General features: G+C 69.6%; 15 protein-coding genes and 1 pseudogene. 9 read left to right on the top strand and 7 right to left on the bottom strand.

What is annotated here, in order from left to right; translation table 11 throughout:
- Positions 1-54 precede the first annotated feature (54 nt).
- Together NLX86_RS00495 and NLX86_RS00490 are read left to right on the top strand one after the other, a co-directional pair.
- Positions 55-1,494 (top strand): gamma-aminobutyraldehyde dehydrogenase, encoded by a 1,440-nt coding sequence (locus tag NLX86_RS00495; protein ID WP_254369513.1) that lies wholly within the window; start codon positions 55-57, stop codon positions 1,492-1,494.
- Between the two features lie 90 nt (positions 1,495-1,584).
- A complete protein-coding gene (locus NLX86_RS00490; RefSeq protein WP_254369512.1) occupies positions 1,585-2,763 on the top strand; it encodes a spermidine/putrescine ABC transporter substrate-binding protein in 1,179 nt (392 codons plus the stop codon).
- A gap of 1 nt (position 2,764) precedes the next feature.
- Here NLX86_RS00490 and NLX86_RS00485 read toward each other — a convergent pair whose 3' ends face one another.
- The 4 genes and pseudogenes from NLX86_RS00485 to NLX86_RS00470 form a co-directional block, all read right to left on the bottom strand.
- Positions 2,765-2,968: a hypothetical protein gene (locus NLX86_RS00485; RefSeq protein ID WP_254369511.1), complete on the bottom strand. Its 204-nt coding sequence runs from the start codon at positions 2,966-2,968 to the stop codon at positions 2,765-2,767.
- Between the two features lie 185 nt (positions 2,969-3,153).
- Positions 3,154-3,342: pseudogene (locus tag NLX86_RS00480) on the bottom strand (hypothetical protein); the annotation flags it as partial.
- Positions 3,343-3,494: 152 nt separating this feature from the next.
- Positions 3,495-4,175 carry a glycerophosphodiester phosphodiesterase gene (locus tag NLX86_RS00475; RefSeq protein ID WP_254369510.1) on the bottom strand — a complete coding sequence of 227 codons (681 nt, stop codon included), beginning with the start codon at positions 4,173-4,175 and terminating at the stop codon, positions 3,495-3,497.
- A gap of 8 nt (positions 4,176-4,183) precedes the next feature.
- The gene (locus tag NLX86_RS00470; protein ID WP_254369509.1) at positions 4,184-5,209 is read right to left on the bottom strand and encodes an adenosine deaminase; all 1,026 of its coding nucleotides are present in this window, start codon (positions 5,207-5,209) and stop codon (positions 4,184-4,186) included.
- A gap of 108 nt (positions 5,210-5,317) precedes the next feature.
- On the opposite strand from NLX86_RS00470, the gene NLX86_RS00465 reads away from it, so the two are divergent.
- Positions 5,318-6,049: a DUF4190 domain-containing protein gene (locus NLX86_RS00465; protein ID WP_254369508.1), complete on the top strand. Its 732-nt coding sequence runs from the start codon at positions 5,318-5,320 to the stop codon at positions 6,047-6,049.
- On the opposite strand, the gene NLX86_RS00460 is transcribed toward NLX86_RS00465, so the two are convergent.
- Positions 6,043-6,612, bottom strand: coding sequence for an NADAR family protein (locus tag NLX86_RS00460; RefSeq protein ID WP_254369507.1), 570 nt, complete (start codon positions 6,610-6,612; stop codon positions 6,043-6,045). The two genes, NLX86_RS00465 and NLX86_RS00460, sit on opposite strands and share 7 nt — an antisense overlap.
- A 174-nt stretch (positions 6,613-6,786) precedes the next feature.
- Between NLX86_RS00460 and NLX86_RS00455 the strand changes: the two genes are divergently transcribed.
- From NLX86_RS00455 to NLX86_RS00430, 6 genes are read left to right on the top strand one after another with little or no spacing between them, the layout of a single operon-like run.
- On the top strand, positions 6,787-8,301 hold the full coding sequence (locus NLX86_RS00455) for a gamma-aminobutyraldehyde dehydrogenase (RefSeq protein ID WP_254369506.1): 1,515 nt from the start codon (positions 6,787-6,789) through the stop codon (positions 8,299-8,301).
- 44 nt (positions 8,302-8,345) lie between these two features.
- Positions 8,346-9,593: a PotD/PotF family extracellular solute-binding protein gene (locus NLX86_RS00450; protein ID WP_254369505.1), complete on the top strand. Its 1,248-nt coding sequence runs from the start codon at positions 8,346-8,348 to the stop codon at positions 9,591-9,593.
- 40 nt (positions 9,594-9,633) lie between these two features.
- Positions 9,634-10,788, top strand: coding sequence for an ABC transporter ATP-binding protein (locus tag NLX86_RS00445; protein WP_254369504.1), 1,155 nt, complete (start codon positions 9,634-9,636; stop codon positions 10,786-10,788).
- Positions 10,785-11,717 (top strand): ABC transporter permease, encoded by a 933-nt coding sequence (locus NLX86_RS00440; RefSeq protein WP_254369503.1) that lies wholly within the window; start codon positions 10,785-10,787, stop codon positions 11,715-11,717. Before NLX86_RS00445 ends, NLX86_RS00440 begins: the two co-directional genes overlap by 4 nt.
- Entirely contained in the window at positions 11,717-12,526 is an 810-nt protein-coding gene (locus tag NLX86_RS00435) for an ABC transporter permease (protein ID WP_254369502.1), read from the top strand. Before NLX86_RS00440 ends, NLX86_RS00435 begins: the two co-directional genes overlap by 1 nt.
- 23 nt (positions 12,527-12,549) lie before the next feature.
- A complete protein-coding gene (locus NLX86_RS00430) occupies positions 12,550-13,962 on the top strand; it encodes an FAD-binding oxidoreductase (RefSeq protein WP_254369501.1) in 1,413 nt (470 codons plus the stop codon).
- A 48-nt stretch (positions 13,963-14,010) separates the two neighbouring features.
- Here NLX86_RS00430 and NLX86_RS00425 read toward each other — a convergent pair whose 3' ends face one another.
- Both NLX86_RS00425 and gabT read right to left on the bottom strand, forming a co-directional pair.
- Entirely contained in the window at positions 14,011-14,865 is an 855-nt protein-coding gene (locus NLX86_RS00425; protein WP_254369500.1) for a phosphatase PAP2 family protein, read from the bottom strand.
- 103 nt (positions 14,866-14,968) lie between these two features.
- Entirely contained in the window at positions 14,969-16,303 is a 1,335-nt protein-coding gene (gene gabT, locus NLX86_RS00420) for a 4-aminobutyrate--2-oxoglutarate transaminase (RefSeq protein WP_254369499.1), read from the bottom strand.
- Positions 16,304-16,494: the final 191 nt, after the last annotated feature.

The raw sequence follows: 16,494 nt of genomic DNA, 5'->3' as shown, positions 1-16,494 counted from the left end.
GACTAGGGTGGATGTCTCAGCCATCGGACATCCGACAGGACAGGAGGGGTGGCAGTGACCACCGAGCTGCGCCGTCTGCGCAACTACATCAACGGGGAGTTCCGGGACGCCGCCGACGGCCGGACCATCGACGTGGTCAACCCGGCCACCGGCGAGGTGTACGCCACATCGCCGCTCTCCGGCCAGGCGGACGTCGACGCCGCCATGGCCGCGGCCGCCGCCGCGTTCCCGGCCTGGCGCGACTCCACGCCCGCCGACCGGCAGAAGGCACTGCTCAAGATCGCTGATGCCTTCGAGGCGCGCGCAGAGGAGCTGATCGCCGCCGAGTCGGAGAACACCGGCAAGCCGCTCGCGCTCACCGCGAGCGAAGAGATTCCGCCCATGGTCGACCAGATCCGCTTCTTCGCGGGCGCGGCCCGGTTGCTCGAGGGCCGCTCGGCCGGCGAGTACATGGAGGGCATGACCTCCATCGTCCGGCGCGAGCCCGTCGGTGTCTGCGCGCAGGTCGCGCCGTGGAACTACCCGATGATGATGGCCGTGTGGAAGTTCGCCCCGGCGCTCGCCGCGGGCAACACGGTGGTGATCAAGCCGTCCGACACGACCCCCGCGTCGACCGTCCTGATCGCCGAGATCATCGACTCGATCCTGCCCAAGGGCGTGTTCAACGTCCTGTGCGGTGACCGCGAGACGGGCCGCGCCATGGTCGAGCACCCCGTGCCCGCGATGGCCTCCATCACCGGTTCCGTACGGGCCGGCATGCAGGTCGCCGAGAGCGCGGCCAAGGACGTCAAGCGCGTCCACCTGGAACTGGGCGGCAAGGCGCCGGTCGTCGTCTTCGAGGACACCGACATCGCCAAGGCCGTCGAGGACATCACGGTGGCGGGATTCTTCAACGCGGGCCAGGACTGTACGGCCGCGACGCGCGTCCTCGTCCAGGCGTCGATCCACGACGAGTTCGTATCGGCGCTGGCGAAGGCCGCCGCCGACACCAAGACCGGTCAGCCGGACGACGAGGACGTGCTGTTCGGCCCGCTCAACAACGCCAACCAGCTGAAGCAGGTCAGCGGCTTCATCGAGCGGCTGCCGGCCCACGCCAAGGTCGAGGCGGGCGGCCACCGGGTCGGCGAGAAGGGCTACTTCTACGCCCCGACCGTCGTCTCCGGCCTCAAGCAGGACGACGAGATCATCCAGAACGAGGTCTTCGGCCCGGTCATCACCGTCCAGTCCTTCTCGGACGAGGCGCAGGCCCTGGAGTGGGCGAACGGCGTCGAGTACGCCCTCGCCTCCTCGGTGTGGACCAAGGACCACGGGCGCGCCATGCGCATGTCCAAGAACCTCGACTTCGGCTGCGTGTGGATCAACACCCACATCCCGCTGGTCGCGGAGATGCCGCACGGTGGCTACAAGAAGTCCGGCTACGGCAAGGACCTCTCGGCGTACGGCTTCGAGGACTACACGCGCATCAAGCACGTGATGACCTCGCTCGAGGGCTGACGCCGCTCGGCGCACTGATCCCTGCGGCGGGGCGGGCAGTAGACACTGTGTCTATTGCCCGCCCCGTTCGCGTGGACCGAGGGTGGGGGCATGGCTGAACTCGGTTTCTCCCGGCGTGCGTTTGTCCGCGGACTCGGCGGAGGGGCGGTGGCGGCGGCGCTCGCCGGCTGCGGTGTTCCGGCGGCGTACGTCGAACCGGGCGACCGCGGGGCGGCGGACCGCTCGGGCCGGGACCGGAGCCTGGACTTCGCCAACTGGCCGCTGTACATCGACACCGACGACGAGAACGCCACCCGGCGGCCGACCCTCGACGCCTTCAGCGAGCGCACCGGGATCTCCGTCCGCTACACCGAGGAGATCAACGACAACGACGAGTTCTTCGGGAAGATCAGCCCCGCGCTGATGAACCACCAGGAGACCGGCCGCGACCTGATCGTCGTCAGCGACTGGATGGCCGCCCGTTTCGTACGGCTGGGCTGGGTGCAGGAGATGGACCGCACGCGGCAGCCGAACGTCGCCAAGTACCTGGACCCGCAGCTGCGCACCCCCGCCTTCGACGAGGGCCGCAGGCGCAGCGTCCCCTGGCAGTCCGGGATCACCGGCATCGCGTACAACCGCAGGAAGCTCGGCCGCGAACTCAAGTCGACCGCCGAACTGTGGGCGCCCGGACTGCGCGGCCGGGTGACGCTGCTGTCCGGCCTGGACGAGTCCTTCGCGCTGCTGATGCAGGGCGACGGCGTCGACGTGACGAAGTGGCAGGCGGACGACTTCCACCGGATGTCCGACCAGGTCCGCCGACTGGTGGAGAAGAAGCACATCAGGCGCTTCACCGGCAACGACTACATCAAGGATCTGGCGACCGGGGACGTGCTGGCCTGCCAGGCGTACTCGGGCGATGTCATCCAGCTCCAGGCCGACAACCCGGACATCGAGTTCGTGGTGCCGGAGGAGGGTGCGGAACTGTGGTCGGAGAGCCTGATGATCCCGAACCTCGCCCGGCACAAGGCCAACGCGGAAGCGCTCGTCGACCACTACTACGACCCGGAGGTCGCCGCGGAACTCGCGGCCTGGGTCAACTACGTGTGCCCGGTGCCGGCCGCGCGGGACGTACTGGCGTCGTCCAAGGACGAGGAGACGGCGGCCCTGGCCGAGGACCCGCTGATCTTCCCGGACGACGGTATGCGTAAACGCCTCGCGATCGCGCGGGACATCACCTCGCAGGAGCGGCAGACGTTCGCGAAGGAGTGGAACGCGATCGTGGGGCTGTAGTTCAGGCCCCGGGCGCCGCGCCGGCGAGTCCCACCGACTCAGCAGCCTTGAGCAGACGCTGATCGTAGGTGACGAAGGTGAGCGGCTCGGCTCCCGGCTGGCCGGCCAGCAGTTGGGCTGTGGCCAGGTGGATTGCGTCGAGAGAACGCGGATACGGGTCGCTGTACGTGGCGGCGGTGGCGCGAACGGTCTGGTCGATCTCCAATCGACGAGCGCGGAAGCGACCAGCGACTCGTCGGGCCGTTCGTTCAGCCAGGCAGTGAGTTCGGGGGAGGCATGCTCTCGGCGGATCAGCTTCACGACCGCCGCTGAATCCAGGTAGATCACCACCGCTCCTCGTCCCGCATCGACGTCAGCTCCGAAGCGGCATCGACCATCGGATCCCCCAGGGCGCCAGACCAGGGGCAGCACGGTCAGCGTGGTCAGGCCGTACGCCGGCCAGGTGGCCAGGGGCAGGTCCGGCGCGCGCGGGACGACGAACGCAATGGTGACCGCCGCCTGCACGAGCAGCGCGATGCCGATGTCCACGGCCCACGGGCCGACGCCCCGTTTGTCCGGCTCGGCCGGACCTGTGCCCATCGGGCCCCCTGTTTGCAGCGCGCCGGTCGGTACCGAACGGCGCCTTACGCGCTCCCTGGTGACGCTTCCCGTACCCACCCAAGCAGAGGATCACTGCGATGCGCAGCGGGATTCCGGGCGCCGGGGCCACGGCTTCTGGGAGCGGCCGCCGGTCAGCCCTTGAGTACGGCGCGCAGGGCGTCGATCCGGTTGGTGGTGATCGAGTCGACGCCCAGGTCCACCAGCCGGCGCATCGTGCGCTTCGTGTCGGCGGTCCACGCGGACACCAGCACGCCGTCCGCGTGGACACGGTCCGTCAGCTCCCGGCTGACCAGGCCGAAACGGTAGTTGAGCCAGCGCGGAGCGACCGCGTCGAGCAGGACGGGGCGGGGCGGGCACAGCGAGGTCCAGGTCATGGCGATCTCGGCGCCCGGATCGGCGGCGCGGACCTTGAGCATGGTGGCCGGGCCCGCGCAGTAGTACGCGCGGTCCCGCGCCCCGCACTCGCGCACCACCCCGACCACCGTCCGTACCGCGGCTTCGGACGCGCCCGGAAGGTCGATCATGACCCGGGCCGTCCTGGTGGCGGCCAGTGCATCGCTCAGCGTCGGCATCCCGCCCGCGGACAGTGTGTGCACCTCGTGGGCATGCAGGTGGGCCAGCAGCCGGTCATGGCCCCACAGACGTTTGAGCGACTCGTCGTGCACCAGCACCGGAACGCCGTCCCACGTCACCCGTACGTCGATCTCCACCGCGTCCGCGCCCCGCTCCAGCGCGGAGCGGAGCGAGGGCAGCGTGTTCTCCCGGACGCGGTACGGGTCGCCGCGGTGGGCCACAGCAGTGACGGTGCGCATGAGGTCCCCTACTGGGCGAGCCAGGTGGTCGTGTACGTGTCGATCTCGTCGGCCAGCTTCGCCTTGCCCGCGGGGTCGAGGAACGAGGCCTCGACGGCGTTCTTCGCGAGCTGGGCCAGGCCCCGCTCGTCCAGGCCGAGCAGCCGCGCCGCGACCGCGTACTCGTTGTTCAGGTCGGAGCCGAACATCGGCGGATCGTCGCTGTTGATGGTGACCAGCACGCCCGCCTCGACCATCTCCTTGACCGGGTGCGCGTCGATGTCGGTGACCGCACGGGTCGCGAGGTTCGAGGTGGGGCAGACCTCCAGCGCGATGCGCCGCTCGGCGAGGTGCGCGAGGAGCTTCGGGTCCTGCGTCGCGCTGGTTCCGTGGCCGATGCGCTCGGCGCGCAGGTCGACGAGGGCGTCCCAGATGGTCTGCGGGCCGGTTGTCTCGCCCGCGTGCGGGACGCTGTGCAGCCCGGCGGCGATCGCCCGGTCGAAGTACGGCTTGAACTGCCGGCGCGGTACGCCGATCTCGGGACCGCCCAGCCCGAACGAGACCAGCCCGTCCGGCCGCAGGTCCACGGCGAGCCGGGCCGTCTCCTCGGCCGCTTCCAGACCGGCCTCGCCCGGGATGTCGAAGCACCAGCGCAGGATGACGCCGAGCTCGGCCTCGGCGGCCTTGCGGGCGTCCTCGATGGCGTCCATGAATGCCTGCCCGTCGATGCCGCGGCGGGTCGAGCTGTACGGGGTGATGGTCAGCTCGGCATAGCGGATGTTCTGCCGGGCCATGTCACGGGCGACCTCGAAGGTCAGCAGCCGGACGTCTTCGGGGGTGCGGATGAGGTCCACCACGGAGAGGTAGACCTCGATGAAGTGCGCGAAGTCGGTGAAGGTGAAGTAGTCGGCCAGTGCCTCGGGGTCGGTGGGGACCTTGGAGTCCGGATGCCGGGCGGCCAGTTCCGAGACGATGCGCGGGGAGGCGGACCCGACGTGGTGCACGTGCAGCTCCGCCTTGGGCAGTCCCGCGATGAAGGGGTGCAGGTCGGGCATGGGGTCCTCCGGGGGTACAGCGATGCGGTCGTCAGGGATCATCGTAGGCAGGCCGGTGCCGGTGCGGCGCCGGGCCGTAGCATGACGGAACGTAGATGGGGGAGGCACATGTCAGACAACACCCGGCCGCCGTCGGGCGAACCCGAGCCGCTGGATCCCTGGGCGCCCCCCGAGCGGAAGGTGCCGCTCGACAAGCCGTCGGCGGGAGCGCACCCGCCGATACCCCCGGTGCACGACCAGCCGACGGTCACCGCGATGCCCGCTGCCGCACGGCACAGTGGCACGGGAACGGGCCAGAGCGCCGTGCCTCCGCCGCCGATCGGGCCCAACGGGCCTGGGCAGCCCGTCCCGGGACCGTACGGCTACCCGGCCTACCCCGCCTCCCCTGCCTACCCGGACCCCGGCGGGCCGACCGCTCCGTACGGTGCGACCCAGGGCTACCCGAACTACCAGGGGTATCCGGGCTACCCCGGATACGGCCACGGCGGGTGGGGCATGATGCCGCAGCCGCAGAACGGCATGGGGGTCACCGCGCTGGTGCTCGGCATCATCTCGGTCTGCATCTTCTGCAGCTCGATCATCGCGGTCGTGTTCGGTGTGGTGGCGATCATCTTCGGCGTCGTCGGGCGTGGCCGGGTCAGGCGCGGTGAGGCGACCAACGGCGGCCAGGCGCTGGCCGGAATCATTCTCGGCGTTGTCGGCATCGTCCTGGGCGCGGGCATGCTCGCGCTGGTCATCGCGGGCGGTGGCTCGTTCACCGATCAGGACTCCGACAGCTACGAGGAGGATCCCTTCTCCGCCTCGCTGATCGTCGACAACGCGGCGAGCCACCGCTACTGAGCGGCCTCCGGCGCGCCCGTACCCCGCAGCTGCTCCCGCGCGTCCATCAGCGCGAAGCCGAGCAGGTTGAGTCCGCGCCAGCTCGCGGGATGCTGCGCCCGCTCGTCGTCCGCGGCCAGCCCGATGCCCCAGACCCGGTCCCGCGGGCTGGCCTCGACGAGCACCCGGTCACCGGTGCCCAGCAGGAATTCCCGCAGGTCCGCATGCTGCCCGAACTTGTGCAGACTGCCGGCGAGCACAATCGCGAACCGCTCGCGCCGCCATATCTCCTCGTCGAAACCGCGCACCAGCCGCCCGGCTTTCTTCGCCAGGGCCGGATTTCCCGCCGCCACCGCCTTGCGCTCCGCCTCCGCGTCCCCGAAGAGGCGGGCCTTGGCCGCCATCATCCAGTGCTCCGCGGTCGCGTACCGGGCGCCGTCGACCGTGAAAGGCGACGGCCACCACTGGCTCAGACAACTCGCGCCGATCGTGCCGTCTCGCCTCGGCGCGTGTCCCCAGAAGTGCAGATACTTGACGCGTGAACCCGTGCTGACCTGCTCCATCAGTTCGTCGATCTTCCCCATACACGCGAGCATGGCAGCCGCCACTGACACTTCGTACGGGATTCGCGGGCCCGGTCGACACATGGTCGACCGAATCCGTTGCGTAACCAAAAGGCAACAACGGAATCACTTGTTGGGTAGCGGCCGCTCTGTCAGGATCGGCACTCAATTCGAGCTGAAGCTACGGAGAGCGTGATGGGCAACCGCTTCCAGGTGAAGGACCGCTTCGCGGACGGCGCGCAGTACATCGGCGGGCAGCTCCGGGCCGGCACCTCGGGACACGAGCACACCGTCGTGGACCCGGCGACCGGTGAGGACGTCCTGAAGTACGAGCTGGCCGGCACCGCCGAGGTGGACGCGGCCGTGGCCGCGGCCCGCGACGCGTTCCCGGGCTGGGCCGGCAGCACCCCCGGTGAGCGCTCGGACGCGATGCATCGCTTCGCGGGCGTCCTGGCCGAGCAGGCGGAGGACTTCGCGTACGCCGAGTCGCTCCAGTGCGGCAAGCCGATCAAGCTGACGACGGAATTCGACGTGCCCGGCACGGTCGACAACACCGCCTTCTTCGCGGGCGCCGCACGCCATCTCCAGGGCCAGTCGGCGGGCGAGTACAGCGGGGACCACACCTCGTACGTCCGCCGTGAGCCGATCGGCGTCGTCGGTTCCATCGCCCCCTGGAACTACCCGCTCCAGATGGCCGCGTGGAAGGTCCTGCCGGCCATCGCCGCCGGCAACACCGTCGTCCTCAAGCCGGCCGAGCTGACCCCCGTCACCTCCCTGATGTTCGCGCAGGCCGCCCGCGAGGCCGGCATCCCCGACGGCGTCGTCAACATCGTCACCGGCGCGGGCCGCGACGCGGGCGAGCATCTCGTCGGCCACCCGGACGTGGCCATGACCTCCTTCACCGGCTCGACGCAGGTCGGCAGGCGGGTCGCCGAGATCGCCACCTCCACCGTCAAGCGGCTCCACCTCGAACTCGGCGGCAAGGCCCCCTTCGTGGTGTTCGACGACGCCGACCTGGAGGCCGCCGTGCACGGCGCGGTCGCCGGCTCGCTGATCAACAGCGGCCAGGACTGCACCGCCGCCACCCGCGCCTACGTACAGCGCCCGCTGTACGACGCCTTCGTCAGCGGGGTCGCCGACCTCATGGCGACCGTCCGCCTCGGTGACCCCTTCGACCCCGCCACCGACCTCGGCCCGCTCGTCTCGCACGCGCAGCGCGACCGGGTCGCCGGCTTCGTCGACCGGGCCCGCGCGTACGCCACCGTCGTCACCGGCGGCGAAGCACCCGGGGGAGACCTCAAGGACGGCGCCTACTACCGGCCCACCCTCATCGCTGGCGCGGCCCAGCACAGCGAGGTCGTCCAGTCCGAGATCTTCGGCCCGGTCCTGGTGGTCCTGCCGTTCGACTCCGACGACGAGGGCATCCGCCTCGCCAACGACACCCCGTACGGCCTCGCGGCCTCCGCCTGGAGCCGCGACGTCTACCGCGCGAACCGCGCCACCCGCGAGATCAAGGCGGGCTGCGTCTGGGTCAACGACCACATCCCGATCATCAGCGAGATGCCGCACGGCGGATACAAGGCCAGCGGGTTCGGAAAGGACATGTCGGCGTATTCCTTCGAGGAGTACACGCAGGTCAAGCATGTGATGTACGACAACACCGCGGTGATCAGGAAGGACTGGCACCGCACCATCTTTGGGGACCGATAGAGGCCGCCGATCAGCGGCCACACCCACCCGAGAGGGAACAGCGCATGGAGCAGTACGAGCCCGACCGCCTCTCCACGGCCCAACTGGCCGCCGTGCGACGCAGCCTGACGAGCGGGCGAGGGGCCCTCTCCCGCCGTTCGCTGCTGCGCGCGTCGGGCATGGGTGCGCTCGCGGTCGGCGGCGCCGGCCTGCTGAGCGGCTGCGGGATCCCGCCCGCCAAGCGGGAGGGCGAAGCAGCAGCCTCCGACGACCACTCGGACCAGGAGAAGCAGATCAACTTCTCCAACTGGACCGAGTACATGGACATCAGCGAGGACGAAAAGAGCCGTCCCACCCTGGTGGAGTTCACCAAACGGACCGGGATCAAGGTCAAGTACACCGAGGACATCAACGACAACGTCGAGTTCTTCGGCAAGATCCAGCCGCAGCTCGCCGCCGGCCAGGACACCGGCCGTGACCTGATCAACGTCACCGACTGGCTGGCCGCACGCATGATCCGGCTCGGCTGGGTGCAGAAACTCGACGCGTCGCTCCTCCCGCATGCGTACGCCAACCTCTCGCCCCAGTTCCGCAGCCCGGACTGGGACCCGGGGCGCGCCTACTCGTACCCCTGGACCGGAATTCCGGCCGTCATCGCCTACAACATCAAGGCGACCGGCGGCCGCAAGGTCGACTCCGTCACCCAGCTGCTGGACGACCCCACCCTCAAGGGCCGGGTCAGCTTCCTCACCGAGATGCGCGACACGGTCGGCCTGACCCTGCTCGACCTGGGCAAGGACCCCGCCAAGGTCAACGACGCCGACTACGACGCCGCCATCAACCGGCTGCAGAAGGGCGTCGACAAGAAGCAGATCCGCCGCTTCACAGGCAACGACTACACCTCGGACCTGGACAAGGGCGACATCGCCGCCTGCGTCGCCTGGGCGGGTGACCTCATCCAGCTCCAGGTCGACAACCCGGACATCAGGTTCGCGATCCCGGCTGCCGGCTACATGACGGCCACCGACAATCTGCTGGTCCCGGCGCACGCCCGGCACCAGAAGAACGCCACTCGGCTGATCGACTACTACTACGAGCTCCCCGTCGCCGCGCAGCTCGCCGCGTACATCAACTATGTGACCCCGGTCGCCGGAGTCGGCCCGGAACTCGCGAAGATCGACCCCGCGCTGGCCAAGAACCCGCTGATCATCCCGGACGAGGCCATGGCGGCCAAGTCCCACTCCTTCCGCTCGCTCTCCTCCAAGGAAGAGACGGCGTACGAAGAGAAGTTCGCCAGGCTCATCGGCGCCTGACCTCCCCCTTCCCCCCCCGACACCACTGGGACCGCGACCCATGACTGCTTCGAAGACCGAGGGCGGCGATGTCCGCCTCTCCGGGATCAGCAAGACCTACGGCTCCTTCAGCGCCGTACAGCCGCTCGATCTGACCGTCCCGCAGGGCTCGTTCTTCGCCCTGCTCGGCGCCTCCGGCTGCGGAAAGACCACCACCCTGCGGATGATCGCCGGGCTGGAGGACCCCACCTCCGGCACCGTCTTCCTCGGCGACAAGGACGTCACCGGCCTCCCGCCGTACAAGCGCCCGGTCAACACCGTCTTCCAGAGCTATGCGCTCTTCCCGCACCTCAACATCTACGAGAACATCGCGTTCGGCCTCCGCCGCCGCGGGATCAAGTCGGTGAAGAAGCAGGTCGGCGACATGCTGGACCTCGTCCAGCTCGGCGACTTCGCGCAGCGCAAGCCGCACCAGCTCTCCGGCGGCCAGCAGCAGCGCGTCGCCGTCGCCCGCGCGCTGATCAACCACCCGCAGGTGCTCCTCCTCGACGAGCCGCTCGGTGCCCTCGACCTCAAGCTGCGCCGCCAGATGCAGCTGGAGCTCAAGCGGATCCAGACCGAGGTCGGCATCACCTTCGTCCACGTCACCCACGACCAGGAGGAGGCCATGACCATGGCCGACACGGTCGCGGTCATGAACGGCGGCCGGGTGGAGCAGCTGGGCGCGCCCGCCGAGCTGTACGAGAACCCGCAGACCACCTTCGTCGCCAACTTCCTCGGTACCTCCAACCTCATCGAGGCCGAGGTCGCCGAGACCAGCGGCGGCGACATCCTGGTCACGGCCGCCGACGCCAAGCTGCGGCTGCCCGCCGACCGCTGTGCCACCCAGCCCCGCAGCGGCGGAAAGCTTCTGGTCGGCGTGCGCCCGGAGAAGATCTCGCTGGCGCACGCGGACGACGCCGGCGCCATCGCCGACGGCCGCAACCGCATCACCGGCACGATCGCCGACTCCAGCTTCATCGGCGTGTCCACGCAGTACGTCATCGACAGCCCGGTCTGCCCCGAGCTGGAGGTGTACGTACAGAACATCGAGCGGGACGCGCGCTTCGCCCCGGGCGCCGAGGTCGTCCTGCACTGGAACCCGGCACACACCTTCGGCCTGGACGCGACTCAGGACATCGACGCGGGTGTGGAGACGGTCGAGGAGGGCGCATGACCGTCACCGAAGCCCCGCCCGCGGCCCAGCCACCCGCCGCCGGGCCGGTCCTCCACAAGCCCTCCGTCCGCCGGAAGCTCGTGCCGTACTGGCTGCTGCTCCCCGGCATCCTGTGGCTGTTCGTCTTCTTCGCGCTGCCGATGGTCTACCAGGCCTCGACCTCCGTACAGACGGGCTCCCTGGAGGAGGGCTTCCAGGTCACCTGGCACTTCCAGACCTACTGGGACGCCCTGACCGAGTACTACCCGCAGTTCCTGCGCTCGGTGCTGTACGCCGGCACGGCCACGATCCTGTGTCTGCTGCTCGGCTACCCGCTGGCGTATCTGATCGCCTTCAAGGCGGGCCGGTGGCGCAATCTGCTGCTGGTCCTGGTCATCGCGCCCTTCTTCACCAGCTTCCTGATCCGCACGCTCGCCTGGAAGACGATCCTCGCGGACGGCGGACCGGTGGTCGAGGTGCTGGGCAGCGTCGGGTTCCTGGACGTCACCAGCTGGCTCGGCATGACCGAGGGGAACCGGCTGCTGGCCACGCCGTTCGCGGTGGTCTGCGGCCTCACGTACAACTTCCTGCCGTTCATGATCCTGCCGCTGTACACCTCGCTGGAGCGGATCGACCCCCGGCTCCACGAAGCGGCCGGCGACCTGTACGCGAAGCCCGTCACCACCTTCCGCAAGGTGACCTTCCCGCTGTCGATGCCGGGAGTCGTCTCCGGAACGCTGCTGACCTTCATCCCGGCCAGCGGCGACTACGTCAACGCCGAACTCCTCGGCTCCACCGACACCAAGATGGTCGGCAACGTCATCCAGTCGCAGTTCCTCCGGGTGCTCGACTACCCGACCGCGGCCGCGCTGTCCTTCATTCTCATGGCGGTCGTGCTGATCATGGTCACCTTCTACATCCGCCGGGCCGGGACGGAGGACCTCGTCTGATGCTGCGACAGCCCACGCAATGGATACGCCGCAACCTCGTGGTGATCGCGGGCCTGCTCACGCTCGCATACCTGATCCTGCCGAACATCGTCGTGATGGTGTTCTCGTTCAACAAGCCGGCCGGGCGCTTCAACTACTCCTGGCAGGAGTTCTCCACCGACGCCTGGAAGGACCCGTGCGGCGTCGCCGACCTGTGCGGCTCGCTGGCCCTGTCCCTCCAGATCGCCTTGTGGGCGACCGTCGGTGCGACCGTACTCGGCGCGATGATCGCCTTCGCGCTGGTCCGCTACCGCTTCCGGGCGCGCGGCGCGATCAACTCGCTGATCTTCCTGCCGATGGCGATGCCCGAAGTGGTCATGGCCGCCTCCCTGCTGACGCTCTTCCTCAACCTGGGCGCCGAGCTGGGCTTCTGGACCATCCTCATCGCGCACACCATGTTCTGCCTCAGCTTCGTCGTGGTGGCGGTCAAGGCGCGCGTGATGTCGATGGACCCCCGCCTCGAAGAGGCCGCGCGTGATCTCTACGCGGGACCGGTGCAGACGTTCGTACGCGTCACGCTGCCGATCGCCGCACCCGGTATCGCCGCCGGAGCGCTGCTCGCGTTCGCGCTTTCGTTCGACGACTTCATCATCACCAACTTCAACTCGGGCAACACCGTCACCTTCCCCATGTTCGTCTGGGGCTCGGCCCAGCGCGGTACGCCCGTCCAGATCAACGTCATAGGCACGGCCATGTTCGTCATCGCCGTACTGATCGTGGTCGCCGGCCAGCTCATCAGCAACCGGCGGAAGAACAGCGCACAGCCCTGAGAGTTTTCGAAGGAGTGGAAACCATGGCCCCAGCAGCCATGACCCCTGTCTCATCCCTTTCCGACGCCCGGCCCGTGTCCTTCTGGCTGGACGACCCGGGCAAGCCCGCCCCGCAGCCGGCCCTCACCGGCGACGAGCACTGCGATCTGCTCGTCGTCGGCGGCGGTTACAGCGGACTGTGGACCGCACTCCTGGCCAAGGAGCGCGACCCGCAGCGCGAGGTCGTACTGATCGAGGGCAACGAGGTGGGCTGGGCCGCCTCGGGCCGCAACGGCGGCTTCTGCGCCGCCTCCCTCACCCACGGCTTCGCCAACGGCCTGGCCCGCTGGCCCGGCGAGCTGGAGAAGCTGGAGGAGCTCGGCGCCCGCAATCTCGACGCCATTGAGGCGGCGGTCGCCCGCTACGGCATCGACTGCGACTTCGAGCGCACCGGCGAGATCGACGTCGCCACCAAACCCCACCAGGTCGAGGAACTGCGGGAGATGCAGCGCGAGGCCGAGGAACTCGGCTTCGGCGGCTCGGAGTTCCTCGACCGGGACGCAGTGCGCGCCGAGGTCGACTCACCCACCTTCCTCGGCGGCCTGTACGACCGGCGCGGCGTGGCCATGCTGCACCCGGCCAAGCTCGCCTGGGGCCTCAAGGCGGCCTGCCTCGGCCTCGGCGTACGGGTCTACGAACACACCCGCGGCCTGGACCTGGCCCCCTCCGGCGCCGGGATGGCCGTACGCACCCCGTACGGCAGGGTCTTCGCGCGCCGCGTCGCGCTCGGCACCAACATCTTCCCGTCGCTGGTCAAGCGCGTCCGCCCGTACACCGTCCCCGTCTACGACTACGCGCTGATGACCCAGCCGCTCAGCGACGAGCAGCTCGCCGCCGTCGGCTGGAAGAACCGCCAGGGGCTCGGCGACAGCGCCAACCAGTTCCACTACTTCAGGATCACCCCCGACCACCGCATCCTGTGGGGCGGCTACGACGCGATCTACCCCTACGGCGGCCGGCTCAGCGCCGACCTCGACCACCGTCCCGAGACCTACCTCAAGCTCGCCGAGCACTTCTTCCACTGCTTCCCGCAGTTGGAGGGCCTGAAGTTCAGCCACGCCTGGGGCGGTGCGATCGACACCTGCTCGCGCTTCTCGGCCTTCTTCGGTACGGCCCACCGCGGCAAGGTCGCCTACGCGGCCGGTTTCACCGGACTCGGCGTCGGGGCGACCCGGTTCGGCGCGGATGTGATGCTCGACCTGCTCGCGGGCGAGCGCACCGAACGTACCGAGCTGGAGATGGTGCGCAGCAAGCCGATGCCGTTCCCGCCCGAGCCGTTGGCCTGGACGGGCATCACCGTGACCAAGTGGTCGCTGGCCCGCGCCGACGAGAACGGCGGCCGGCGCAATCTGTGGCTGAAGGCCATGGACCGCCTCGGACTCGGCTTCGACAGCTGAGCCGCCGAGCCGGTCGCGTCCACCGACCGGCACGGGTGGCCGACGGGATCACCCATGGTCAGTGGGGGTTCTCGAGGACCTTCGACACGTACTTCGGAAACTGAGCAGGAGGATCGGCACACTCAGGCACCAGCTGCCGAGCACGTCCAGCGGCCAGTGGTAGCCGCGCAGCACCAGCCCGATGCCCGTCGCCGTGCTCAGTACGAGGGCGGCGGGCATCAGGCGCACCCGTACACGCGGCCGTACGTACGGGGCGAGCAGCAGCGCCGCCGCGCAGTAGGCCACCGTCGCGGTCGCCGTATGGCCCGACGGGTACCAGCCGGTGCCCGGAGCGAGCGGGCCCGTGCGGGCGATCCAGGCCTTGAGCGGGATGACGAGCGCGGGCACGGCGGCCATGGCGAGGGCGGCGGCGAGCGTCGGCCGCCAACGCCGGCCCCGCCAGAAGGTGTACGCGATCACCGCGGCCAGCACCGGCCCGGCGACGAACGTACTGCCGAGGTCTGCGCAGAACTCGGCGAGCCGGTCGGGACCGCGAAGGAACAGGCCCCTACCGAGGCGTTCGTCGGCGGCGCGCAGCGGACCGCGGGCGGCGACCTGCCAGGTGACCAGAGCGAAGAGAACGGCGCAGAGGGCGAAGAGCCGGGCCGGGGCCGAGCGGCCCGTGAAGCGCGTGGGAAAGGAAGAAGCCGGCCGCCCCGGAACAGGGGGGGTGGTTCCGAGGCGGCCGCCCGGATCGGTGTGCCGCGCGCCCCGGGGGGTTTGGGGCGGGCGGCCGTCCGATCGGTGAGGAGATCCGGAGCTCGAGGCTCCGTTGGTGTGCGCGAAGGCACAGCCAGGTCGAAGCTGGGGAAGCTCCGGCCCGGCTTCGCCCGCAGTCCCCTGCGGGCGGGGTGTTTCTCTCATCTGCAGGAACCGTACGGCAGGAAAAGGGGGACCGACAGCAGGATCAGCCTCCCGCCATCGGCCCCCCACAGCTTCTTCACAGAGCCTGACTGTTACCGCGTGGTCACACTGCGGCGAACGCCGCCTCGATGATGTCCATACCCTCGTTCAGCAGGTCCTCGCCGATGACCAGCGGCGGCAGGAAGCGCAGCACGTTGCCGTACGTACCGCAGGTCAGGACGAGCAGACCCTCGGCGTGGCAGGCCTTCGCCAGCGCGGCCGCCGCAGCCGGGTTCGGCTCCTTGGTCGCCCGGTCCTGCACAAGTTCGATCGCGATCATCGCGCCACGGCCACGGATGTCGCCGACGATGTCGAACTTCTCGGCCATCGCGGCCAGGCGGCCCTTCATGACCTCCTCGATGCGCTTGGCCTTGCCGTTGAGGTCCTGCTCGCGCATGGTCTCGATGGAGCCGAGCGCACCGGCGCAGGCCACCGGGTTACCGCCGTACGTGCCGCCGAGGCCGCCCGCGTGCGGGGCGTCCATGATCTCGGCGCGGCCGGTCACGGCGGCGAGCGGCAGACCGCCCGCGATGCCCTTGGCGGTGGTGATCAGGTCCGGGACGATGCCCTCGTCCTCACAGGCGAACCACTGGCCGGTGCGGCAGAAGCCGGACTGGATCTCGTCGGCGACGAAGACGATGCCGTTGTCGTTGGCGAACTTCACGATCTCCGGCAGGAAGCCCTTGGCCGGCTCGATGAAGCCGCCCTCGCCGAGCACCGGCTCGATGATGATCGCCGCGACGTTCTCCGCGCCGATCTGCTTGCTGATCTGGTCGATGGCCTGGGCGGCGGCCTCCGGGCCGCAGTTCTCCGGGCCGGTGGGCCAGCGGTAGCCGTACGCGACCGGGACGCGGTAGATCTCGGGGGCGAACGGGCCGAAGCCGTGCTTGTACGGCATGTTCTTGGCGGTCAGCGCCATCGTCAGGTTCGTCCGGCCGTGGTAGCCGTGGTCGAACACGACGACCGCCTGGCGCTTGGTGTACGCACGGGCGATCTTGACGGCGTTCTCGACGGCCTCGGCGCCCGAGTTGAACAGGGCCGACTTCTTCGCGTGGTCGCCCGGGGTCAGCTCGGCGAGCGCCTCACAGACCTCGACGTACCCCTCGTACGGCGTGACCATGAAACAGGTGTGGGTGAAGTCGGCCAGCTGGGCGGACGCGCGGCGCACGACGGCCTCGGCGCTCGCACCCACGGAGGTCACGGCGATGCCGGAACCGAAGTCGATGAGGCGGTTGCCGTCGACGTCCTCGATGATCCCGCCGCCGGCACGCGCGGTGAACACAGGCAGCACGGACCCCACTCCACCGGCCACCGCGGCCGTACGGCGGGCCTGAAGCTCCTGCGACTTCGGACCGGGAATGGCGGTGACGACGCGGCGCTCCTGCGGGATTGCGGTCATGAGGGGCTCCTGGGGGAGTGCTGGGGGTGAATCGGGACGCTTTCTTCCGCAGGCTAGGCGCGGTGCGGGGGGTCCGGCATGTTCCGTTCGGGAGAAGTGGGTCCGTGTCGTTGTCCGCGGCGGACATAGCGGCGCCTCCCCTGCCGCGCCCGGGCGCGGGCGCGGATCGGTGAACTGCCCAAGCCCGCGCA

Source organism: Streptomyces sp. A3M-1-3, assembly GCF_024213665.1.
Lineage (GTDB): Bacteria > Actinomycetota > Actinomycetes > Streptomycetales > Streptomycetaceae > Streptomyces.
This window is presented reverse-complemented; position numbering and strand designations above follow the sequence as displayed.

What these genes read in the sequence shown, in the direction of transcription:
- NLX86_RS00490 (WP_254369512.1), top strand. Translation starts at nt 1,585, where the DNA reads ATGGCTGAACTCGGTTTCTCCCGGCGTGCGTTTGTCCGCGGACTCGGC.
- NLX86_RS00475 (WP_254369510.1), bottom strand. Translation starts at nt 4,175, where the DNA reads ATGCGCACCGTCACTGCTGTGGCCCACCGCGGCGACCCGTACCGCGTC.
- NLX86_RS00470 (WP_254369509.1), bottom strand. Translation starts at nt 5,209, where the DNA reads ATGCCCGACCTGCACCCCTTCATCGCGGGACTGCCCAAGGCGGAGCTG.
- NLX86_RS00465 (WP_254369508.1), top strand. Translation starts at nt 5,318, where the DNA reads ATGTCAGACAACACCCGGCCGCCGTCGGGCGAACCCGAGCCGCTGGAT.
- NLX86_RS00460 (WP_254369507.1), bottom strand. Translation starts at nt 6,612, where the DNA reads ATGGGGAAGATCGACGAACTGATGGAGCAGGTCAGCACGGGTTCACGC.
- NLX86_RS00455 (WP_254369506.1), top strand. Translation starts at nt 6,787, where the DNA reads ATGGGCAACCGCTTCCAGGTGAAGGACCGCTTCGCGGACGGCGCGCAG.
- NLX86_RS00450 (WP_254369505.1), top strand. Translation starts at nt 8,346, where the DNA reads ATGGAGCAGTACGAGCCCGACCGCCTCTCCACGGCCCAACTGGCCGCC.
- NLX86_RS00445 (WP_254369504.1), top strand. Translation starts at nt 9,634, where the DNA reads ATGACTGCTTCGAAGACCGAGGGCGGCGATGTCCGCCTCTCCGGGATC.
- NLX86_RS00440 (WP_254369503.1), top strand. Translation starts at nt 10,785, where the DNA reads ATGACCGTCACCGAAGCCCCGCCCGCGGCCCAGCCACCCGCCGCCGGG.
- NLX86_RS00435 (WP_254369502.1), top strand. Translation starts at nt 11,717, where the DNA reads ATGCTGCGACAGCCCACGCAATGGATACGCCGCAACCTCGTGGTGATC.
- NLX86_RS00430 (WP_254369501.1), top strand. Translation starts at nt 12,550, where the DNA reads ATGGCCCCAGCAGCCATGACCCCTGTCTCATCCCTTTCCGACGCCCGG.
- NLX86_RS00425 (WP_254369500.1), bottom strand. Translation starts at nt 14,865, where the DNA reads ATGAGAGAAACACCCCGCCCGCAGGGGACTGCGGGCGAAGCCGGGCCG.
- gabT (WP_254369499.1), bottom strand. Translation starts at nt 16,303, where the DNA reads ATGACCGCAATCCCGCAGGAGCGCCGCGTCGTCACCGCCATTCCCGGT.